This is a genomic window from Haladaptatus sp. HS23, assembly GCF_056892285.1.
The window spans coordinates 318,625-337,520 of sequence record NZ_JBXGLH010000004.1 but is presented as its reverse complement, the minus strand read 5'-3'; the positions used below and the strand labels follow the sequence as shown (position 1 = coordinate 337,520).

Genomic DNA, 18,896 nt, shown 5'->3' with positions numbered 1-18,896 from the left:
TGTGAGATATTGTCTCTCTCGATAAACCCGTACGTGTTAGTTGCAAGCTTTAAAGGCAGTAGAGCCAAACTATCGCCTACTTATGAGTAATCAAGAGCTGCGAAAGGAAGCACACGACCTCGACGTAACAGTGTGGGTCGGCAAAAGCGGCATCGGTGCCGTCACCGAGGAGTTGAAGAACCAACTGCAGAACGAGAAACTCGTCAAGGTGAAGTTCCTGCGGGCGGCCCGCGGCGGCACCTCGACGGACGAACTCGCGGAGGAACTCGCTGACGAGGTGAATGCCGAACTCATCGAGACCCGCGGGAACACGGCGGTGTACCACTGATGGTGAAGGCGCTGACAGGGCTCGCCGTTCAACCGCTCCCGTTTCTCGACAGGATGATGAAAGAGGGATACGCAACCGCCCTCACGCAGGCGATTTATTTCATCATCTCGTTCGTCGTTCTCTACCTGCTCGGCCGAATCTTTGTTATCCCGCTGGTCAAGCGACTACTCGACAGGAAGGGATACGACGAAAGCCTCACGAACCCGCTCACGAAGGTAACTCAACTGGTCGTCCTGTTTGCAGCGGTAGCACTGGCGTTCGCCTTCGCAGGATACGGAAACATCCTGACTGCATTCGCTACCGTTGGCGCGGCGGCAACGTTGGCGGTCGGGTTCGCACTGCAGGACCTCCTCGCCAACTTCGTCGCTGGAGTGTTCATCTTCACCGACAAGCCGTTCAAAATCGGCGACTGGATAGAGTGGGACGGCGGCAGTTACTCCGGCATCGTGGAGGACATCGACCTCCGAGTGACCCGCGTTCGAACCTTCGACAACGAGATGTTGACGGTGCCGAACTCGGTGCTGACCGACGACGTCATCAAGAACCCCGTCGCCAAGGACAAACTCCGTATCCAGTTCCTCTTCGGCATCGGCTACGACGACGACATCCACCGAGCGACCGAAATAATCATCGAGGAGGCCGAAAAGCACGTGGACATCCTCGATGACCCCGAACCGTCGGTTCGACTCACCGAACTCGGCGACTCCTCGGTCGGTCTCAAATCCCGCTTCTGGATAGCCGACCCGGCACGCGGCGACTTCGTGAAGACGCGCGGCGAGTACGTCACCGCAGTCAAGGAACGTTTCGACACGGAAGGTATCGACATCCCGTACCCCTACCGCAACCTCGCGGGCGGCATCGAGATTTCGAACCCGTCCGAAATGGCGGTCCTGACGGACGACTAACACCTGGTTTACGGCTTTTCGTTTCAACAATTCTGAAACAGCATTGAAGTAGGGCGACCGCCACGGTTTTACCATGGACGGGAGCCGGAGAGCGTTCCTTTCGACCGTCGGGTCGGTTTCGACCGGTAGCACTGTTTTCCTCGCGGGCTGCGCCGGAAGCGGTTCGGACGCGGCGGCAAACGGCGAAACGACGGGGAAATCGGGGGGAGAAGCACCCGAAACGACTTCGACGGACGGCGTGGAGACGACCACGTCGAACGGAGAAGGGGCCGTCTCGACCACGACGATACGAGGCGGGACGGAACAGGAAACGACCATCTACGAGATTCGCTCGGGAAATCCCGGCCCGACAGCGTTCGTGGAAGGCGGCATGCACGGCAACGAGGAGAGCGGATACTGGGTCGCCGACGCCATCTGAAAATGGGACATCGACGCCGGAACGCTCGTCGTCCTCCCCGAGGCGAACAGTCAGGGTGTCGAACACGAGCGACGGAAGTGGCCGCCGGGAATGGACTTGAACAGGCAGTTTCCCATCGGAGAACCGCCGAAAAACGCGCTCGCAAACGCCATCTGGAACGCCATCGGCGAGTACGACCCGGACGTGTTCATCGACCTCCACAGTTCGAAGGGGATTTTGCGACGCGAGGGGGACGAGGGCGTCGGACAGAACGTGTTTCGCTCGAAGCACGACGAAATCATACGAACCGTGGAGACGGCCGTCGAGCGACTGAACGACGGGCACGTTACCGGCTATGACCCGATTTACGACTTCGTTCACACGCCGGTGAGCGAGACGAAGTACGCCACCGAACCGATGCTCGTCAACAAGATGCGGGCGGACCGCGACGTGCCGTCGTGTCTCTTCGAGGTCACGCAGGACGACGTGAAACCCGAGAAGCGCGCCTACTGGACGCGGGTGTTCGTCGATAGCATGCTCGACTCGTGGAACATCCGGTCGTCACGGCTGGACGGGTGAGGTTCGGTGTCGGGCCGAAACGGCTGCTGGATTCGGGACGGCGTTTCGACTCGACGATAAGAATGCGGTATGAATGTGGACGGCCGGGGTTGCCCGGCGTTCCGGACCGGGGAATCCCGGTTGCCTCCTCCACCCCGCGATCCGACGAGCGACAGCTGTTCGGCGGTCCGCTGCTCACTTCCGTGCCTGACGGATTGCCACCGACTAACTGCGACGGGACACCCCTGCGAGTGTTCGCCACAGACCGCTGGCCCCGTCGGACGAGGCTTCTGCGTTGGCTTTCGGGGCCCGGCCCGGTCTGACCGGACGTGCCCGGAATTTGGTTCCCGCTCAAGACCATAGCGCGGGCGGGGAGCAGGGCCTAACTGCCCAACCTAGTCCACTTCCTTCTACTCCACTCCGACTTAAGGGCCTTTCGGGTTCGTAATCGCGTTGCGGGTTCGATTTCGAGTCGGTGTTCATCCGACCGTAGCGATGGCTACGACGTTCGAAAAGACGACGAGCAGGCCGACCACGAGATAGACGATGCTCCCGAGTCGAAACGTTCGACGGGACCGCTGTGTCCACCCCGAGAGGACGACGAGGAGGGCGACGGTGGCCCCTTTGAGAAGAAGCAATCCCACGATACCCATCTCGGCGAGGAGGTGAGCGACGAACGGGTTCCCCTCGTTCAGCCCGAGTTCCAAACCGATACCGGTCGTTATCACGTCGCCGAGCATCACCCCTAGCACGGCAACTAACAGCGGCGGAGAGACGTGCGACCAGAGTCGGGGGAAAGCGTTCGACGACACGAGACCATCTGCACCGCCATGTCACTTTGTTATAGGCTCACTGTCACGGAGTAACACTTCGCTGTGAGTACCAAGGAAGAGACTATAGGACGGTTCGTGCGTGCCAACCCGCGCTTGTAGGGACGCCAATCGTCACAAGGAACAACACCCACTGGTAGCCGTTCAATGCGTCTATACGTGCGGCCTCGACCAGCGTCGAAGCCGGAGTTACGAGCGCCCACCAGAGCGTGATACCGACCAAGAAGCCACCGAGGACGACGGTAACGCCCGCAACCGTCGCCGGGTCCGACCGCCCTCGAAGCGCCGAACCGAACGCGATAAACGCGACGAGCGAGAGGAGGACGTCGATCAGTTCGACGGGAACCGGAATCGTGTCGTAGTAGACGTCGACTGCGACTGCGGGGGCAAGGAAATAGGGGAGGGAAACGAGGGCGAGGACGGCCAGACACGACACCATACCTGCTTTTAGCACCTTGCTCATGCGCGTACCCAGCCATGGAGCCGAGTTAAGCGTCCCGCTTGAGTCGGAAAAACCACATTACTCCGGAACGAACGGGGGTATATGGGACTCGGAAGTACGGCAAAGAAGATTCAGAAAGTAGCCGACACCGCGGAGAAACTGTACGCTAAACTGAACGAGATGCGCGAACAGTTGCTCGAAATGCGCGAGACGCTGGAGACGACGAACGAACGCGTCGAGCGACTTGAGGCCGAAAACGCACATCAGAAGGCGCTCATCGAGGCGTTGGCTCGCGAGGAAGGAATCGACATCGACGAGGTGCTTGCCGACGTGGAATCCGGCGAAACGGACGACGATTCCGACGAAACGACCGACGAGACGGTCGAAGCGAGTACGTGAGTCACCGAGTCGGAGGACATAACAACGACTAACAGCCCTCCCGTCAATTTTTGCGACATGACGACACATCGGGAACCGCTCGACTCGGTCCTCGACACGGTGGGGCAAACTCCGCTCGTCCATGTTCACGCTGCACCCGACGACGTTCCAGTGTATGCGAAGTTAGAGTCGTTCAACCCCGGCGCGAGCGTGAAAGACCGCATCGGGAAGTACATGATAGAGGCGATGCTCGACAGCGGCGAGCTCCAACCCGGCGGAACGGTCATCGAACCGACCGCCGGAAACACGGGTATCGGCTTCGCCGTCGCGGCGGGCCAACTCGGCGTGAACGCCGTGTTCGTCGTCCCCGAGCGGTTCAGCATCGAGAAACAACAACTCATGGCCGCACTCGGCGCGGAAGTCATCAATACGCCCACGTCGGACGGGATGGGCGGTGCTATCGAACGCGCTCACCAACTCGCCGAGGAGACCGAGAACGCGGTCGTGCCACAGCAGTTCAGCAATCCATTGAACGTCGAGGCGCACTACGAGACGACGGGGCCGGAACTCTACGAGGCGTTGGACGGCGACATCGGCGCGGTCGTCGCGGGATGTGGCACCGCGGGCACCCTGATGGGGATGGCGAAGTACGCCCGCGACCAACACCCGGACACCTACGTCGCTGCGGTCGAACCGGAAGGGTCGCTCTACTCCACGACAAAGGGGGCCGACGTGCCCGAAGAGGCGTACAAAATCGAAGGAATCGGGACGCACAACCCCGCGACCAACGAGCTGTTCGAACCGGACCTCGTGGACGAAATCGTCCAAGTACCTGACGAGACCGCTCACGACGAACTGAAACGCCTCGCCCGTGAGGAAGGACACCTCGTCGGTTCCTCGGCCGGTGCGGCGAGCATCGCTGCTCGACAGGTCGCACAAAGGATTCGAGACGGCGAGATAGACGCGCCCGGTACTGCGGTCGTCACAATCTTCCCTGACTCCAGCGAACGCTACCTCTCCAAGGGAATCTATCGCTCGTTCGCCGAGTGGGACGGATAGTTCGAAGTCGTTTTCCGGGACACCGGCGGTGCGTAGTGATAGTACGGAGCGGTATATAGTGAAATTATCAAACTACTAATCGACGCTCCGCAAGGGCCTCTACATCCGAGGAGTGACGACCGCCGGTCTCGGTGGCGGTCGCACTGCCACGGCCAACTATCCATGTCACAGACCGATCGAAATGCCGCTCCCGCCGAGACGGTACACAGGGAGTACATACTGGGAGTCCGAATCGTCACGATACCAGCGGAAGAGGGGAGCACTCGCTACCGGTTCGAAGCGCCGGATCACGAAGGAGTTCGGTTCGAGGACCCCGAATTGGCGGAACTGTATGCCGACGTGTACTTCGACGTGAACGGGTTCGAGGAGGCGGGAACGGGTGAACGCGGCGTCCCGCCGGAGATAATACAGGCGGGTCGAGATACGCTTTCGGCGTACTTCCTCACCCAACCGTACACCGACCGCAACTGGGTCGCGTCGTTTTACGGCAAAACGCCGCCGGAGATAGAGCGATACGTCGCGACGGTTCGGAAGCGGGCCGAAGAGATTCGTACCGGTGCAGAAGAGATGGGGATGGAGTAGGGCGGTTCTTTCTTCGCTCGGAACGGGTCCGGTTTCTCGGTCGATACTGGGTACATAGCTCCGTGAAAGTTAGTCTCAAATGGCACCTCGTTGCAAGCCGTAATTGTTGGATAGTATATTCGTACTCGGACTATAGATGGAGGAAGCGAGAATCGTTTGGACGAACGTCCGCTCTGTCTCACAGGACTGCTGTTCTCTCGGGAGGACTTCAACGTTGAATCGATCCAACACTGTAAGAGAAATCAGTACATAGACATCGTATCGGACCAAGATACCACATATTTATATTATAAATTTACATATTGTACACCTGTAAACCATCGTTCGCATGGTCGAGTTCACCCGACGCAAACTGATGGCCACATCGGTCGCTGCCACCCTCGGTGCGAGCGTTTCTTCGAACGTCATCGGAATCGAGAGTACCGAACCGCCGGAAGACGACGATACGCCGAGCGCCCCCTACGTGAAGGGAGGCCTCAAGCGCTTTTCGTCCACCGCGTTCGGCGCGGAAGTGACGGGACCGTTCGTCTTCGAGGACGGGACGCCCCTGTACAGCCTTCAACACCCGAGTCGTGACAACCCCGCACCGTACAACAAGTCCGGCATCGGCTATTTCGAGGGGTTTCAGTTCTCCATGGAGGGAAGCAACGACGACTTCTCCGGGCTATCGACGCCACAGACGAACGAGGAGAAGGGAATGGTACGGAGCGCGAGCGGCGATTTCACGTTCATCGCACGGGAAGAGGACCGCATCAACGGCGGTACCGAGCGACTCGGCGTCACCCAGACGTCGGACGGTTGGAACATCACGCCGGACAACTTTGCCGGAACGCAGTACGGTGACCCCGCTTCCAATCCCGACTGCAACCAGTTCGTCCCGACGAACGAGGAGGGTACCGAAGGGTTCCTCTTCACCAACTGGGAGAACAGCCCCGGAAACGTCTCGCGAATCCCCATCAGTCGGGACGGAGAAGGTGGCTGGACCGCCGACTTGGAGAACGCCATCAACCTCGCAAACACGGAGCCGATGCGTGAACTTGGGGGGACGCGAATCAACTGCTACGGCGACCTCTCTCCGTGGAACACGATGATATCCGCCGAGGAGAACTACGCACAGCCCCGCGTTTCGCTGACCGCGACGGTCGGCGACATCGTCGAGAAGGGAACCGGGAAGAACCTCATCGGCGGCTGTCAGTTCTGGAACCGACCGAACCCGAACGGCATTCAGGAAGCCATCGACGGCTACTACGGCGACGAATCGTGGGGCGTCCAAGGCTACTGGGCACTCACGGGCCTCGAATTCCTCGCGTACTACCTCGGTGCCGAACGGGTCGACCAGACGTCGTTGCCGGTCGACCAGTCCTCCGATGACGAGAGCAACACGGCGAAACCGATAGGCGACGTCTACCCGAACCCGTACCGCTACGGTTACTTCGTTGATTTCCGCGACCCGGTAGCGGAGACGCCACAACCCATCAAGTACTACGTGATGGGTCGCGCTTCGTGGGAGTCGCCCGACATACAGAGCGACAAACGAACCGTGTACGGCTGTTCCGACGGCGATAGCAAGGGAATTTACAAGTTCGTCGCCGACGAGGAAATCGACGGCTACTGCGATCCGATGAACGTCGCAGGGACGCTCTACGCGCCGAAAGTGACCAACGAGGAAGCCGCAAAGCGGAACTCCCCCGCCGACGTGAACCTCGAATTCGAGTGGCTGGAACTGGGCCACGCCGCGAACGACGAGGTCGAAGAGTGGATTTCGGAATACGACGAGGTCACGCAGGTCGATTACCTCGAAACCCACGCCGACACGGATTGGGAAGACGACCTCGACACGGCGCTCGAAGAAGCGGACAAAGCAGTCGTGGAGGACGGAAACCGGAACTACATCACGAACGAGGAAATCGTCGAGTGGGCCGAGCAGTACGAAAGCGAGGGTCCGGACGGCGTCGACGAGGAACTCAGGAAGGTTCCCTTCCTCGAAACCCGCGCGGCCGCCAAGGAAATCGGTGCGACCATCGAGTTCAACAAGGCCGAAGGCGTGGACAGCGTCGACGGCGCGGGACCCGGCGACTACGTCTACTTCGCCATCTCGGCACTGAACGACGCGCTGGCCGACACGCTCGGTGACATCCGACTGGACCGCGTAGACGGCGGCGTCGTCTACCGCGCCGAACTCGAAGACGACTACAACGTCTCGACGCTCGAACCGGTCATCGTCGGCCCCGACGCGAGCGACCCCGCGGACATCGCGGACGACGCGCTCATCAACGTCGACAACGTCTACGTGATGGACGATGGCCGCGTCCTCTGCTGTGAAGACGCCGACAAGTTCGGTCGGTCGTACAGCAACGACTGCCTGTACGTTTACGAACCCGAAGAATAGGACGACCTGTACGCCATTCTTTTTTCGACGGCTAGCGGGGAATTACCCTATCAGTCGCCCGTGTTCGACCTTCATACAGCGGTCCTGTACCACTCGTTTTCCGGCGTCCTCCGCCCGTTTCGCGGCGTCGTCGTCACGGATTCCCAACTGCGTCCACACCACGTCCACGTCGTCGCGTTCGAGGACGGCATCGACGATTTCGGCTACCTCCTCGCTCGGCCGGAACACGTCCACGATGTCTATCTCTTCGTCCACGTCGGCGAGAGAATCGGCGGCTTCACGTCCAAAGATTTCGTCCGCGAAGGGATTGACCGGGATGACCTCGTAGCCGTGGTCCCGGAGGTATTTCGGTATCTCGTGGGCGTCCTTTCCGGGCGTCGAAGAACAGCCAACGACCGCGACCGTATCGAGTCCGAGAACGTCTCGAAGCTCGTCGTCTCCTTCGATTGGCATGGGTGAACGAACGCCACGAACGCGCAAAAGCGTTGGCCCTCCGGGTTCGTGGCGTCACTAGTTTCCGAATTAGAGCGGTCGCCAATCGGTCGTCGGGCCGATGCCCTTCAACCGAACCTCGGACCCACTGCCTTCGGCTTCACGAACCTCTATCTCGCCGTCGAACAGCTGTCTGAGCGTACTCATCGTCTGGGCGTCGTGGGCCGACGAGTCGATGACGAACAGGCCGAAGGCCTCTGCACTTTGCACCCGACCGGTGAAAACGTGAAGGAACCGAAACACGGTCTGGAGATTCGAGTACATGAGAAGCGTCGAAAGCGAATCGAAGGCGATTCGATTGGAACGCACGCCCGCATCGTAAAACCGTTGGAGGAATTCGGAGAGCTTGATACCGATTCCGGTCATGTCCACCGGCGAGGAGGCGAATTCGACGCCTTCGATTCGCTGTGGACTCATCCCTTGCTGTTTCGAAACGCAGTCGACCACCCCCATTGGGGAGTCCCGACCGTCGAGTTGGGATTTGTAGTCCGAGAGCACCTGCTCGCCCGTGCTTTTCGTCGTCACGATGATGACTCCGTCACCATCACCGTGTGCGAGCACGTCGAACGCGAGCCGCCGCTTTCCCGTCATCGTCGGTCCCGCAACGAGCAGATTCGTCCCCGAGCCGAGTTCCGTCTCGGGGAACGGCTCTCCTATATTGTACATGATTCCTCGTCATCGGGTACGGTTGTACTCCACCGTTCGATACTGAGCGGAGGGAGAGACGACGAAGTGCCAGTTTTCTCCCCCTGTGTCATCTGGGATTAATATCTTGGGTGTCTCTTATATTCTTTTTGATTGCTATCTATTCACCCGAAAACACTCAAAAGAGAACAGCTGTGCGGCCGATAACGAATGCGATTGCAGCGAGGAACATACCATATTTCAAGTGATTTTGTCCAGCTGTCGGGTCGTCGAAACTCTCGACGGCCGCATAAAGCATGATGGCATCCGCCGGGAGGACGACGGCGAGATAGGACACTCCGAACACGCCCCACAGATACGGAAGCGGACTCGCCGCTATCGCGACGAGGAGCAGCACCATCCCAAACGCGGTTGCGGGGCGGGCACCGATTGCTAACGGGAGGGTGTTCAGTCCTTCCTCACGATCACCCGCCATGTCCTCTACGTCCTTGATGATTTCGCGCGTGAACGTCGAGAGTGCGGCGAGTAGAAAGAGGATACCCGCCGTTCGAATCCCTTCGATCGGAACGGCGAGGCTCCCCGTATCCGCCGCGACCGCGGCACTGCCGAACAGAAACGTGCTGCCACCGAGGTAGGCGACCACGGCGTTCCCGACGCCCGGCAGTCCCTTGAACAGCTTCGTGTAGGCCACTAACGCGATGAGGTTGAGCGCCGCGATGGCGATGGCGAAGACGGGCAACGCGAGCGCAGCGACGATGGCTCCGACGAACAGTACGACGCTGAAAATCAGCCCTCCTCTCGGTGAGACCGCACCGCGCGGTATCGGTCGGTCCGGCGCGTTGATGCGGTCGATTTCGCGGTCGAAGTAGTCGTTAATCGCGTTTCCCGCCCCCGTCGCCAGCCACGTTGCCATCACGGCCGCCGCGACCTGTACCGGTTGTGAGTCGGTGAAGACGCCACCGGCGACAAATGCCCCGATAAACGTGAGTACGCCCGCCGAGAAGGTGTTCCCCGGACGTGTGAGTTCGAACAGTCCCTTCGCACGTCCGTCTGCACTCATACGGCGACGTACTCGGGCCACGCCGTATAAATGGTCGGAATGCGATTTCCGCGAGACGAAACCACGACGTTTAAAAAGTAGGGGCCAGTACCGTTGAGTACGGGCGCTTAGCTCAGTCTGGACAGAGTACTTGGCTTCGGACCAAGTTGCCGCGGGTTCAAATCCTGCAGCGCCCATCATTCTGCGATGAACGGACGTGACGAGCGGATGATGCCCGCGAAGGATTTGAATCAGGAAGTGGAGTGAAGCGGAACGACCGTGGTTCAAATCCTGCAACGCCCATCGGAATTCTAAGATTGCGTCTTTAACGGTTTTAGCCTTCATATACGTGATCTCGTATTTTCTACGACCATTCCATCCTGAGCGTGCGTAAAAGCGGGATCAACGCTGCTTTCGTCGCTATCGCTGAGAAATCGAACAGAGAGCTTAACCACTTAGATATCCTATATATCGTGGCTAACCAATGATACGCCCTTCCCGTCGGACAGAACGCGATGAAACGGAGCCCACTACAGATGAACACGAGGGCGTCCAGGGCTGTCCTGAGTGTGACTCGGAAACCCTGCTCACAAGCGCAGATGGGAGTGAAACCGTCTGTGAGGACTGTGGGTTAATCGTTGAAGAAGAGGCTGTTGACCCTGGTCCAGAGTGGCGGGCCTTCAATCAACAGGAGCGCCAACGGAAGTCTCGGGTTGGTGCACCGATAACCGAGACGATGCATGATAAGGGCCTCACAACGAATATCGATTGGAAAGATATGGACGCCGCCGGTAACGCGTTGTCCGCTGACAAACGCAACCAGATGCACCGACTGCGCAAATGGCAAGGACGTATCCGAACGAAAGATGCCAGCGAACGTAACCTCAAATTTGCGCTCTCCGAGATCGACCGGATGGCGAGTGCACTCGGTGTGCCACGATCGGTTCGCGAAGTCGCCTGTGTCCTGTACCGTCGCGCACTCGATGAAGATCTGATTCGAGGTCGCTCGATCGAAGGGATCGCAACCTGTTGTTTGTATGCGGCGTGTCGCAATGAGAATATTCCGCGGAGTCTTGAGGAGATTGCGGATGTTTCGCGTGTTGAACGAAGAGAGATAAGCCGCTCATACACGTATATTGGACGGGAACTCGGTCTCGAGATACAACCGGTCGACCCGAAACAGTATATTCCTCGATTCTGTTCAGAACTTGGGAGTAGCGACGCTGTCGAAGCGAAAACGAACGAAATCCTCGACACAGTGTCGTCAAAGGGTCTGCTTTCAGGGAAATCACCCACTAGTTGTGCCGCTGCAGCGATTTACGCTGCGTCACTCCTCTGTGGTGAGAAAGAAACCCAGCGTGCGGTTGCTACGGTGACACAGGTCACCGAAGTGACCATCCGCAATCATTATCAAGAACAGCTCGATGCGCTCGGTCTCTAGAAATGCGCATTTTCCGTCGAGAGTGCTATCTCTATAAGAAACCCGAGCGGCAGCGGCAGTATTGATATAAAAAAGAAACGAAGGGACGCAGCCCTTTCATTTCAAAGGCAAAATATCGTTTATGTTCCATACAGAGCGTCTATATACGACGTTCTCGAATCGCTCTGACGAGACACACTCATGACTTCACCAGAGGACTCCCCTGCTACCCACACCGAAGCGTCGAGCACACCGGGTATGCAACCACTGGATGACACCGAGTCGGTAACAGCGGCAATCGTCAACCGTATTCTCGCGCGCGAGAACATCTCGTCCAACGATCTTGGGCCTTTGTACGAGGTCATCGATCCCGATGCACTCAACACACTGTTTGGCCCGACACGGGCGGGCTCACACCGGCCAACAACTGGCGCAGTTACGTTTCAATATCAGGGCTATCAGGTGACAGTGACCGGTGAAAACGACGTCGAACTCGAACCTCTGCAGGACGACTGAGGGATTGCGACACGAGCAGTCATTCGTCGCCGGGCATGTCAGGATCCTGCCTTCGTGGCAACCCGGTCGCCATCAGTCGCCGAGCGATCACCACAATCCCATTGTCGAACCCGCGCCCGAACACTGCTTTTTCCGACTCAATTCCGCCCATGTCCATCTCGTGGACCGAACTCACGAGAATCGTGTTCTTGTCGATCAACAACAGCCGACTGATCGTCGTATCATCAGCTCCCTTAAGTGGCGAACTATGTAGCCACTCCAACCCGGAGATGAACACTTCTGCATCGGGAAGTGCCTCTGCGATTTGCTTGTGGAGTTCCTCGGATTGTATGCCAACCAATACAGTAACCCCGGTGTCCAGCGCTTCTTGGAGCTGTTCAAGCAACCCGTCAGTAATAACCTCGTCCTGCCCGACGATGAGCACGATCTCTCTCCCGGCGGCATCGATGAGTTGCTGGGTGCGATTCGTAATCGCAGTGGTGCCCGAGAGTGCCCAGACTTCGTGGGTGATCTCCTCATCACCGCCGTTCGATTCTGCAGGCTCGATCGCGGCCATCGCCTCAACGAGCGTGTCCGTTCGGGATTCGTATTCTTGGCGCAGTGTCTCGGCGGCCTCCTCGATCGGCACGGCGCGAAATTGCTGTGGACTCGAGTGCTGAATCTCAACCAATCCTTTCGTCTCTAACACTCGGATTGCGTCATACACACGTGTTCGGGGTACTTCAGAGATTTCGCTGATCTCTTTGGCCGTCCCTTTCGGGAGGCGTGCCAACGCCACGAAACACCCTGCTTCGTACTCTTTCAAGCCGAGTTGTTGGAGCAATTCGATCGACTGTTGGTGATTAGATAAGTCCTTCATGGGTCCCAACCATTTGCCCGGGAATGCCGGGCTCGTTCCGTCGTCGCTCACAAGACAGTTGTTGTTGTTGAAGCCACCGAACTCGCCCAACAGAACTGTCCACCATAAATTAGACTATGCGCATCAATACGTATCAATGGCACTCATCTTCGAACGGTCATATTGCTCATTCACCATCCCAGATGATATTCACTCGGATAATCACAGAAGGCGTATCCTGAATTAGCAACTTATGGGTTTATTACTGCGGATTTCACAGCAGTAACTGGAGCGAGTTCGATGAAATCAGTTGTAGACGATGCAAATTTCTGCACTCACTGATCAGATATATAACCAGTAACCCAGATAATCACAGTAGGGTTATACAGGATTAGCGCAAAGGGCGAAGTGGTACGGAGTTCGAATGGGTCCCAACCAATCGCCACTCCGTGCCCAGACTGCCACATTTGTGGCAGTTTTCGATCATGATCGATCAGTCGGGGACACCACGGTCAGGAAGCACATCCTGATTCTCACTCAGAACGGTGAGCAATGGCTCGATCTCGTCGAACTGCGGCCCCTTCGTCACGCGCTGTGCGTCTTGATCCCAGTCGATGAGTCCGCAGTCTGCTAACTTTGGGAGATGGATGTGCTGCATTGTGATTGCCTGATTTCGGTTTCCACCGTCCGTCGCTAAACCTCGGGACGGAGCTCGTCGGTCGGGGTGGGAAGTCCGTTGTGCTAAGGCGACAAGGAGTTGTCGTCGGTGGTGATTCGAGAGGACTGAGAGCTGCTCATCGAGCATCATTGGTTCTCGTATCCAAACACATTGCACATGGATAAGCGAGCCTCATTTTTCGGATCAGTAGTTGTTTGAGGAAGTGAGTGAATCACTTCAACAGGGTCTGATGGAGTTCACTCAGTTTCTCACATACTATTTACGCCTACTCTGTCTATTCTCATGTATGGGTCGAGGACTCGACAACGTTGATCAGGGAATTCTCTTTCATCTCCAACGAGACGCACGGAATACAACCACCGAAGAGATTGCTGAAACAGTCGGTGTCTCCGCGAGTACTGTTCGGAACCGGATTTCGCAACTCGAAGATGATGGTATCATCAGGGGCTATCATCCCGAGATCGACTATGAAGCGGCGAACCTCCCGCTTCGTGTGCTGTTCGTGTGTACTGCGCCAGCAAACGAACAAGCCGAGTTTGTCCAGAAGATACTTGCTGTGCAGGGTGTGGTCGATGTACGCGAGATGCTTGTTGGGAAACGAAATATCTACGTGGAGGCGGTTGGGACGAGTACAGAGGATATCACGCGCATCACGGACACTCTGCACGAGTCTGGTGTCACGGTCGAGAGTTCCGAGATCATGCGCGAGCGGCATATGCAGCCGTTTGACCATTTCCATTTTAGTGAGGAAGCTGCAGAGGAGCGACGCGAGGGCTAATCTGGGTAGGGAGAGACGTCGGGCACCGAAACTGAAAGTTTGGTTCATTATGCCCCATCATGCGGGTCAACTCTGTCACGTGATTTGTCGTGCTAACGGTCCGTCGTTGGGTTCGACGCCGAGTGCATCGAGAGAGGTCTTGTTGATGCTGAACTCGAACGTTGCGTTTCTCACCCGTCGGTTGTCGAATGCGTGACCGACGTGAATGTAGCCAACTGGGACGGTGTTCGTTTCGCTTTCGAAGCTTTCAGCGGCGGTTTGAACGTCCTCGCTGGTTATGCCATCGTCGGTGCGAGCGAAGTTCAGCGTAAGTCGGCTTCGTACGTCGTGACGTTGATGCTGAAGTCGTCGTCCGAATCAACTCGGAGGGTCAGACGGTCGAGTTGGAAGGTCCCGACGTGCGAGAGGGGCGCGCTCTCCGTGTCCGCGTGGTCCGAGTTGGTGACGTCTACCTGTGGACCTTCGATGATGATGGGCAATCCAGCGAGGAGATGAACGTATTTGCAGGTTGTTAGAAGGGGATGTCATCGGTGACTACTCCCGTCGTTCTCTGCCCATGGTGTGGAAGTCGTCGTTCGGCCGCCAGTCGGCGAACAGCGCCATCCGGTTCGAGAGGTTGAAGAAGGCCGTCACGCTCCCGATGTCCCATATCTCCTCGGCGCTGTAGCCGACGTCGCGTAACCGTTGCAAGTCGTCATCGGACACCTCGGTCGGCCGTTCGGTGAGTTTCACCGCCACGTCCAGCATGGCCATCCGTTTCTCACTCACGTCGGCCTGTCGGTAGTTCGCCACCAATTGGTCGGCGAGGGTGGGGTGTTTCGCGTATATTCGAACGAGCGCGCCGTGGGCGACGTTGCAGTAATAACAGTGGTTGACGCCGGAGACGGCGACCACTATCATCTCTATCTCCTCGCGGTCGAGCGACGTATCGTCCACGAGGGCGTCGTGGAACGCCATGAACGCGCGGAAGTGCGAGGGCTTGTACGCGAGTGTCGCGAACACGTTCGGCGTGAACCCGGCCCGGTCGGTCTCCTCGTCGATGCGTTCGCGGAGGTCATCGGGAACCTCATCGTAGTCGGGGACCGGAAATCGTCGCTGTGCCTCGTCGGAGAGGGTCGGTTCGGGCATAACGGCGAATTTGGCGTGTTGGAACTTAACAAGGCCGTCCGAAGCGAAAGTGAACGCTACCCGATGCCCCCCCGGACGTTCACGGCGTCACTGCCGGAGAATCGTCCCTGAAGCGAACGCCGAGGGAGCGGCGTCGATTTAACAATCCTCTTCGGACTCGTCGCCGCTCGATTCGGACTCGTCCGCTTCGTCTTCGCTCCCCGATTCCGCGCCGGTCGTCCCGTCCGACGAATCGTCATCATTAGACCCGCTGTCGTCGGTCGGTTCACTGTCGTCGGTCGATTCTTCGTTCGCGTCGTCCGATCGGTCCTCCGTCTCGGTCGATGTCGTCCTATCGTCACCGCCGTCGGATTCTTCGCCACCGTCGTCGGACCCCTCGTCCTCGGTGGTAGTGGTCGTCGTCGAGTCCGAACCCCCGTTACTCTTGGCGATGACGGTCGATTCGTCCGGCGTGAGAAGGGCAACGACATCGTGGTCGTCGTTGTTCAACACTTCTCCCTCGTAGTCGAATTTCACGTCCGCTATCGGGACCTCCTTCGCACCCGTCGCGACGATGAGGGACTGACCGCCGCCGATGACCGTGTCGTCAGGCAGTTTCCTTCGCTGGTCGGTGTCCGGGTTGCCGTATTCGAACGCGACCACGTAGCCCGAGATGTCCACGTCGTCCATCTCCGTGTTCTCGAACACGACGTACTCTTCCTCGGACGCGACTTGCGTGACTTCGATGGGGAGACTCTCCCGAGCGATGACCTGACTTGCACCTGCGCCGACGGTGGCGAGCGTTGCGACTGCACCCAATACCGAGCGTCGTGTCGTATTCATGTACAGAACGGTAGAAACGTTCGGACCATAAGAAATGCAGTTAAATTATCCAGTCATGTCTGATGACATATCGTGGCGGATTTTGTACGGTGTCGGATTCGAGAGTCGATTCCTCCCTCGAATGGTCGACGACCACGACCGGGTGACATCGGTGTTAGCGAACGGTTATTATTCACGTTAGCATTCATCACAGTATGGTCTGTCCGTATCTCGACTATCGGGATGGAAAGAGCGACCCGACGGACGACGCGAACGCCACGGAACGGGTCTTCGACGAACCGCGAGCGTTCTGTACTGCCGTCGGGGAGTTCGTCCAACCGATGCGCGCCGACATCTGCAACGACCGATACGGACTGGAGCACGAACGCCACTGCGAGATATACCGGAAACACGAATCGGACGGGGAAGACGGATGAGCTACGCGGCGTATCTCGCGGGCGAACCGGTCATCGTCACGGCGGCGCTGACGGGCGGCGTCCACGGAAAGGAAGCGAACCCGAACCTGCCGGAAACACCGGGGGAAATCGGTCGCGCGGCGGCCGCAGTCGAGGATGCGGGTGCCGCCGTCGTCCACGTTCACGCTCGCACCGAAAACGGCGAGCGGTCGTTCGAAACCGAGCGGTTTCAGGCGATAGACGACGCCATCAGGGAGCGGACGGACGACGTCATCATCCAGCACTCGACGGGTGGCACCGGCGCACCCGCCGCGGACCGTCATCTCCCCTTGCGAACCGACCCGCCGCCGGAGATGGCGTCGCTCGACATGGGACCGCTGAACCGGTACGACCACCTCACCAGCGAGAACACGCGGGCGATGGTCGATTCGCTGCACGAAGAGATGGTGGAGCGGGGAATCAAACCGGAATTAGAGGTGTTCAACGACGGCCACCGAAACGAGGTGTACGGCCTCCTCGACCGGCGAAGTCTCGCCGAACCGGTGTACGCGACGCTCATCTTCGGACCGGGAACCCTCACTCGTCCGACGCCGGCGAACTTCGTGAATGCCATCGGGGATTTGCCCGACGGCGTGCTGTTCAACACGCTCGGATTCGGACGACATCAGTTGCCGTTCGCGGCGATGGGAATCCTGTTCGGCGGCCACGTGCGCGTCGGGTTGGAGGACAACGTGTACTATCGCCGCGGGGAACTCGCAGAGAGCAACGCCCAACTCGTCCGGCGGGTCGTCCGTCTCGCCGACGAACTCGAACGAGCGGTCGCGACGCCGTCGCAGGCACGCGAGATTCTCGGCCTGTACTGAAAGTCGAACGGGGGACCCTCGAGTCGATTCGCCGGTAGAGTAACACATTGAGGACTCGAACGTCCACCGAGGACAATGACGACGCCGGAAGAACACGAAACGAGGATTCACCGCCTCTACGACGGGGTATGGAACGGAAACGACCCGGACGTTGCCGACGAACTCGTCCATCCCGAGTACGTCATCCACGACCGGGAACTCGCCGAGGAACTCCGCGGCCCGGAGTTGTACGGGGCGCTCGCGGATTCGACCCGGGAGATATTTCCGGACATGACGTTCACCATCGAGGATTCGTTCGCCGCGGGTGACGAGGTGGCCGTTCGCTGGACGATGGTCGGCACGCAGGAGGGCGCGATGGTCGGCGTCGAACCCACCGGAGAACGGGTGACGCTTCGTGCCATCGAAATCGATCGATTCGAGGGCGGCCTCCTCGCCGAAACGTGGACGCAGAGCGATATGCTCTCGCTGCTGGAGCAACTCGATGCGGTGTGAGTTCGGAGAAAGAATTTACACACTCACATCCCGTTTTTCGAGTATCGAAGATGGGTTCCGACGACACGTCCGACGCGGCGACAGCCTTCGGCACGCTGAGTGACCCGACGCGGGTCGAAATCGTTCGGGAACTCTCGACCCGCCAGCGGGAGCAACCGGGAAGTCCGGCCCTCTCGTTCGCGGAGTTGCGGAAGGGCGTCGGCGTCCGTGATTCCGGGCGATTTCTGTACCACCTGAAGAAACTCCGCGGTCATTTCATCGAGAAGACCGAGGAGGGATATCGGCTCAACTACGCCGGTGGCGAGATGGCCGCGTCCATCCTCGCCGGGCCTACACCGAGCGCGAAACGCTCGGCCCGGTCGAACTCGACAGCACGTGCATCGACTGCGACGGAACCGCCAGCGGGCGGTACGAGAACGGAATCCTCACCGTCGCCTGCGAGAACGACCACCTGCTGTTTCAGTGGGGATTGCCGCCCAACGCCGCGGCGGACGCGACGGTCGAGAAACTGGTCGACCTGGCGACGACGCTCCTCTTTCACGCCGTCGAACTGTCGCTTGTCGGGACGTGTCCGAAGTGCTACGACGCGATGACGACGGTCGCGGAACCCGTCGAACCCGAACACCTCACCCCGCGATTTCGCGCGACCTGCGGGACGTGCGGGTGTCTGATTCTCGGTCCGCTCGGTTTCTGCCTGCTCGGACAGACGGACGTGAACGCGTTTTACCACCGTCACGGGCGGTCGGTGGAGACGGCCCGTCTGTGGGAACTCGAATTCGCGGGGAACGACGCAGCCCTCGTCTCCGAGGAGGACGATGGGCGATTCGTGCTATCCTTCCGGCTCGGCGGCGAGGAGCTGTCCGTCACCATAGACGACACCGCCCACGTCGTGGAAACGACCCGTCGAACGGTGGAGTAAGT

The 18,896-nt window shown here is 58.8% G+C and carries 26 protein-coding genes, 1 tRNA gene, 1 other RNA gene and 1 pseudogene; 17 read left to right on the top strand and 12 right to left on the bottom strand.

Annotated elements, in window-relative coordinates; all coding sequences use genetic code 11:
• Window positions 1–82 precede the first annotated feature (82 nt).
• The 4 genes from AC1XDK_RS14570 to AC1XDK_RS14555 all read left to right on the top strand — a co-directional run bounded on the left by AC1XDK_RS14570 (window position 83) and on the right by AC1XDK_RS14555 (window position 2,209).
• Window positions 83–328 carry a YhbY family RNA-binding protein gene (locus AC1XDK_RS14570; protein WP_483350612.1) on the top strand — a complete coding sequence of 82 codons (246 nt, stop codon included), beginning with the start codon at window positions 83–85 and terminating at the stop codon, window positions 326–328.
• On the top strand, window positions 328–1,233 hold the full coding sequence (locus tag AC1XDK_RS14565) for a mechanosensitive ion channel family protein (RefSeq protein ID WP_483350611.1): 906 nt from the start codon (window positions 328–330) through the stop codon (window positions 1,231–1,233). Before AC1XDK_RS14570 ends, AC1XDK_RS14565 begins: the two co-directional genes overlap by 1 nt.
• 73 nt (window positions 1,234–1,306) lie before the next feature.
• The gene (locus tag AC1XDK_RS14560; RefSeq protein WP_483350610.1) at window positions 1,307–1,651 is read left to right on the top strand and encodes a hypothetical protein; all 345 of its coding nucleotides are present in this window, start codon (window positions 1,307–1,309) and stop codon (window positions 1,649–1,651) included.
• 90 nt (window positions 1,652–1,741) lie between these two features.
• On the top strand, window positions 1,742–2,209 hold the full coding sequence (locus AC1XDK_RS14555) for a hypothetical protein (RefSeq protein ID WP_483350609.1): 468 nt from the start codon (window positions 1,742–1,744) through the stop codon (window positions 2,207–2,209).
• 73 nt (window positions 2,210–2,282) lie between these two features.
• On the opposite strand, the gene ffs is transcribed toward AC1XDK_RS14555, so the two are convergent.
• From ffs to AC1XDK_RS14540, 3 genes are all read right to left on the bottom strand, one after another.
• Window positions 2,283–2,594: signal recognition particle sRNA (ffs, locus tag AC1XDK_RS14550), an RNA gene on the bottom strand.
• Between the two features lie 73 nt (window positions 2,595–2,667).
• Window positions 2,668–3,000, bottom strand: a complete 333-nt coding sequence (locus AC1XDK_RS14545; RefSeq protein WP_483350608.1) for a DUF5658 family protein — start codon at window positions 2,998–3,000, stop codon at window positions 2,668–2,670.
• Between the two features lie 82 nt (window positions 3,001–3,082).
• Window positions 3,083–3,481, bottom strand: coding sequence for a DUF7548 family protein (locus AC1XDK_RS14540; RefSeq protein ID WP_483350607.1), 399 nt, complete (start codon window positions 3,479–3,481; stop codon window positions 3,083–3,085).
• Window positions 3,482–3,562: 81 nt separating this feature from the next.
• Between AC1XDK_RS14540 and AC1XDK_RS14535 the strand changes: the two genes are divergently transcribed.
• From AC1XDK_RS14535 to AC1XDK_RS14520, 4 genes are all read left to right on the top strand, one after another.
• Window positions 3,563–3,859 (top strand): DUF5798 family protein, encoded by a 297-nt coding sequence (locus tag AC1XDK_RS14535; protein ID WP_483350606.1) that lies wholly within the window; start codon window positions 3,563–3,565, stop codon window positions 3,857–3,859.
• 57 nt (window positions 3,860–3,916) lie between these two features.
• Complete coding sequence (locus AC1XDK_RS14530) at window positions 3,917–4,897, top strand: PLP-dependent cysteine synthase family protein (RefSeq protein WP_483350605.1); 981 nt, start codon at window positions 3,917–3,919, stop codon at window positions 4,895–4,897.
• Between the two features lie 162 nt (window positions 4,898–5,059).
• Entirely contained in the window at window positions 5,060–5,479 is a 420-nt protein-coding gene (locus AC1XDK_RS14525; RefSeq protein ID WP_483350604.1) for a hypothetical protein, read from the top strand.
• A 328-nt stretch (window positions 5,480–5,807) separates the two neighbouring features.
• Window positions 5,808–7,868, top strand: a complete 2,061-nt coding sequence (locus AC1XDK_RS14520) for an alkaline phosphatase PhoX (protein ID WP_483350603.1) — start codon at window positions 5,808–5,810, stop codon at window positions 7,866–7,868.
• A 42-nt stretch (window positions 7,869–7,910) separates the two neighbouring features.
• Here the strand turns inward: AC1XDK_RS14520 and AC1XDK_RS14515 are convergent, their stop codons facing one another.
• From AC1XDK_RS14515 to AC1XDK_RS14505, 3 genes are all read right to left on the bottom strand, one after another.
• Complete coding sequence (locus AC1XDK_RS14515) at window positions 7,911–8,321, bottom strand: CoA-binding protein (RefSeq protein WP_483350602.1); 411 nt, start codon at window positions 8,319–8,321, stop codon at window positions 7,911–7,913.
• Window positions 8,322–8,390: 69 nt separating this feature from the next.
• Window positions 8,391–9,026: an RAD55 family ATPase gene (locus AC1XDK_RS14510; RefSeq protein WP_483350601.1), complete on the bottom strand. Its 636-nt coding sequence runs from the start codon at window positions 9,024–9,026 to the stop codon at window positions 8,391–8,393.
• Window positions 9,027–9,183: 157 nt separating this feature from the next.
• Window positions 9,184–10,065: a geranylgeranylglycerol-phosphate geranylgeranyltransferase gene (locus AC1XDK_RS14505; RefSeq protein ID WP_483350600.1), complete on the bottom strand. Its 882-nt coding sequence runs from the start codon at window positions 10,063–10,065 to the stop codon at window positions 9,184–9,186.
• A 101-nt stretch (window positions 10,066–10,166) separates the two neighbouring features.
• Here AC1XDK_RS14505 and AC1XDK_RS14500 point away from each other — a divergent pair.
• The 3 genes from AC1XDK_RS14500 (at window position 10,167) to ddfA (ending at window position 11,980) form a co-directional block, all read left to right on the top strand.
• Window positions 10,167–10,241: transfer RNA gene (locus AC1XDK_RS14500), tRNA-Arg, on the top strand.
• 287 nt (window positions 10,242–10,528) lie between these two features.
• On the top strand, window positions 10,529–11,485 hold the full coding sequence (locus tag AC1XDK_RS14495; protein ID WP_483350599.1) for a transcription initiation factor IIB: 957 nt from the start codon (window positions 10,529–10,531) through the stop codon (window positions 11,483–11,485).
• Between the two features lie 180 nt (window positions 11,486–11,665).
• Window positions 11,666–11,980: a DdfA family disk-determining factor gene (gene ddfA, locus AC1XDK_RS14490; RefSeq protein ID WP_483350598.1), complete on the top strand. Its 315-nt coding sequence runs from the start codon at window positions 11,666–11,668 to the stop codon at window positions 11,978–11,980.
• 19 nt (window positions 11,981–11,999) lie between these two features.
• Here the strand turns inward: ddfA and AC1XDK_RS14485 are convergent, their stop codons facing one another.
• Together AC1XDK_RS14485 and AC1XDK_RS14480 are read right to left on the bottom strand one after the other, a co-directional pair.
• A complete protein-coding gene (locus AC1XDK_RS14485; protein ID WP_483350597.1) occupies window positions 12,000–12,839 on the bottom strand; it encodes a TrmB family transcriptional regulator in 840 nt (279 codons plus the stop codon).
• A gap of 472 nt (window positions 12,840–13,311) precedes the next feature.
• Window positions 13,312–13,626: a DUF7344 domain-containing protein gene (locus AC1XDK_RS14480; protein WP_483350596.1), complete on the bottom strand. Its 315-nt coding sequence runs from the start codon at window positions 13,624–13,626 to the stop codon at window positions 13,312–13,314.
• A 157-nt stretch (window positions 13,627–13,783) separates the two neighbouring features.
• Here AC1XDK_RS14480 and AC1XDK_RS14475 point away from each other — a divergent pair, with 157 nt between their 5' ends.
• Window positions 13,784–14,275, top strand: a complete 492-nt coding sequence (locus AC1XDK_RS14475) for an Lrp/AsnC family transcriptional regulator (protein WP_483350595.1) — start codon at window positions 13,784–13,786, stop codon at window positions 14,273–14,275.
• Between the two features lie 302 nt (window positions 14,276–14,577).
• On the opposite strand, the gene AC1XDK_RS14470 is transcribed toward AC1XDK_RS14475, so the two are convergent.
• The 3 genes from AC1XDK_RS14470 to AC1XDK_RS14460 all read right to left on the bottom strand — a co-directional run bounded on the left by AC1XDK_RS14470 (window position 14,578) and on the right by AC1XDK_RS14460 (window position 16,225).
• Window positions 14,578–14,754, bottom strand: a complete 177-nt coding sequence (locus AC1XDK_RS14470; RefSeq protein ID WP_483350594.1) for a hypothetical protein — start codon at window positions 14,752–14,754, stop codon at window positions 14,578–14,580.
• 55 nt (window positions 14,755–14,809) lie between these two features.
• Entirely contained in the window at window positions 14,810–15,403 is a 594-nt protein-coding gene (locus AC1XDK_RS14465) for a peroxidase-related enzyme (protein WP_483350593.1), read from the bottom strand.
• 138 nt (window positions 15,404–15,541) lie between these two features.
• Window positions 15,542–16,225 carry a hypothetical protein gene (locus tag AC1XDK_RS14460; protein WP_483350592.1) on the bottom strand — a complete coding sequence of 228 codons (684 nt, stop codon included), beginning with the start codon at window positions 16,223–16,225 and terminating at the stop codon, window positions 15,542–15,544.
• Window positions 16,226–16,419: 194 nt separating this feature from the next.
• Between AC1XDK_RS14460 and AC1XDK_RS14455 the strand changes: the two genes are divergently transcribed.
• The 4 genes and pseudogenes from AC1XDK_RS14455 to AC1XDK_RS14440 all read left to right on the top strand — a co-directional run.
• Window positions 16,420–16,641: a hypothetical protein gene (locus AC1XDK_RS14455; protein WP_483350591.1), complete on the top strand. Its 222-nt coding sequence runs from the start codon at window positions 16,420–16,422 to the stop codon at window positions 16,639–16,641.
• Window positions 16,638–17,483: a beta-keto acid cleavage family enzyme gene (locus tag AC1XDK_RS14450; RefSeq protein WP_483350590.1), complete on the top strand. Its 846-nt coding sequence runs from the start codon at window positions 16,638–16,640 to the stop codon at window positions 17,481–17,483. Before AC1XDK_RS14455 ends, AC1XDK_RS14450 begins: the two co-directional genes overlap by 4 nt.
• A 75-nt stretch (window positions 17,484–17,558) precedes the next feature.
• Window positions 17,559–17,975, top strand: coding sequence for an ester cyclase (locus AC1XDK_RS14445; RefSeq protein WP_483350589.1), 417 nt, complete (start codon window positions 17,559–17,561; stop codon window positions 17,973–17,975).
• Window positions 17,976–18,025: 50 nt separating this feature from the next.
• A pseudogene (locus AC1XDK_RS14440) lies at window positions 18,026–18,232 on the top strand (DUF7347 domain-containing protein); the annotation flags it as partial.
• Between the two features lie 32 nt (window positions 18,233–18,264).
• Here AC1XDK_RS14440 and AC1XDK_RS14435 read toward each other — a convergent pair.
• Window positions 18,265–18,426, bottom strand: a complete 162-nt coding sequence (locus tag AC1XDK_RS14435; RefSeq protein ID WP_483350672.1) for a hypothetical protein — start codon at window positions 18,424–18,426, stop codon at window positions 18,265–18,267.
• Between AC1XDK_RS14435 and AC1XDK_RS14430 the strand changes: the two genes are divergently transcribed.
• Entirely contained in the window at window positions 18,355–18,894 is a 540-nt protein-coding gene (locus tag AC1XDK_RS14430) for a DUF7351 domain-containing protein (protein WP_483350670.1), read from the top strand. The genes AC1XDK_RS14435 and AC1XDK_RS14430 overlap by 72 nt on opposite strands.
• Window positions 18,895–18,896: the final 2 nt, after the last annotated feature.

Coding starts and splice junctions, on each gene's coding strand:
- AC1XDK_RS14560 (WP_483350610.1), top strand. CDS start 1,307: ATGGACGGGAGCCGGAGAGCGTTCCTTTCGACCGTCGGGTCGGTTTCG.
- AC1XDK_RS14520 (WP_483350603.1), top strand. CDS start 5,808: ATGGTCGAGTTCACCCGACGCAAACTGATGGCCACATCGGTCGCTGCC.
- AC1XDK_RS14445 (WP_483350589.1), top strand. CDS start 17,559: ATGACGACGCCGGAAGAACACGAAACGAGGATTCACCGCCTCTACGAC.
- AC1XDK_RS14475 (WP_483350595.1), top strand. CDS start 13,784: ATGGGTCGAGGACTCGACAACGTTGATCAGGGAATTCTCTTTCATCTC.
- AC1XDK_RS14510 (WP_483350601.1), bottom strand. CDS start 9,026: ATGTACAATATAGGAGAGCCGTTCCCCGAGACGGAACTCGGCTCGGGG.
- AC1XDK_RS14530 (WP_483350605.1), top strand. CDS start 3,917: ATGACGACACATCGGGAACCGCTCGACTCGGTCCTCGACACGGTGGGG.
- AC1XDK_RS14460 (WP_483350592.1), bottom strand. CDS start 16,225: ATGAATACGACACGACGCTCGGTATTGGGTGCAGTCGCAACGCTCGCC.
- AC1XDK_RS14465 (WP_483350593.1), bottom strand. CDS start 15,403: ATGCCCGAACCGACCCTCTCCGACGAGGCACAGCGACGATTTCCGGTC.
- AC1XDK_RS14540 (WP_483350607.1), bottom strand. CDS start 3,481: ATGAGCAAGGTGCTAAAAGCAGGTATGGTGTCGTGTCTGGCCGTCCTC.
- AC1XDK_RS14565 (WP_483350611.1), top strand. CDS start 328: ATGGTGAAGGCGCTGACAGGGCTCGCCGTTCAACCGCTCCCGTTTCTC.
- AC1XDK_RS14450 (WP_483350590.1), top strand. CDS start 16,638: ATGAGCTACGCGGCGTATCTCGCGGGCGAACCGGTCATCGTCACGGCG.
- AC1XDK_RS14570 (WP_483350612.1), top strand. CDS start 83: ATGAGTAATCAAGAGCTGCGAAAGGAAGCACACGACCTCGACGTAACA.
- AC1XDK_RS14495 (WP_483350599.1), top strand. CDS start 10,529: ATGATACGCCCTTCCCGTCGGACAGAACGCGATGAAACGGAGCCCACT.
- AC1XDK_RS14480 (WP_483350596.1), bottom strand. CDS start 13,626: ATGATGCTCGATGAGCAGCTCTCAGTCCTCTCGAATCACCACCGACGA.
- AC1XDK_RS14535 (WP_483350606.1), top strand. CDS start 3,563: ATGGGACTCGGAAGTACGGCAAAGAAGATTCAGAAAGTAGCCGACACC.
- AC1XDK_RS14525 (WP_483350604.1), top strand. CDS start 5,060: ATGTCACAGACCGATCGAAATGCCGCTCCCGCCGAGACGGTACACAGG.
- ddfA (WP_483350598.1), top strand. CDS start 11,666: ATGACTTCACCAGAGGACTCCCCTGCTACCCACACCGAAGCGTCGAGC.
- AC1XDK_RS14455 (WP_483350591.1), top strand. CDS start 16,420: ATGGTCTGTCCGTATCTCGACTATCGGGATGGAAAGAGCGACCCGACG.
- AC1XDK_RS14505 (WP_483350600.1), bottom strand. CDS start 10,065: ATGAGTGCAGACGGACGTGCGAAGGGACTGTTCGAACTCACACGTCCG.
- AC1XDK_RS14515 (WP_483350602.1), bottom strand. CDS start 8,321: ATGCCAATCGAAGGAGACGACGAGCTTCGAGACGTTCTCGGACTCGAT.
- AC1XDK_RS14485 (WP_483350597.1), bottom strand. CDS start 12,839: ATGAAGGACTTATCTAATCACCAACAGTCGATCGAATTGCTCCAACAA.
- AC1XDK_RS14555 (WP_483350609.1), top strand. CDS start 1,742: ATGGACTTGAACAGGCAGTTTCCCATCGGAGAACCGCCGAAAAACGCG.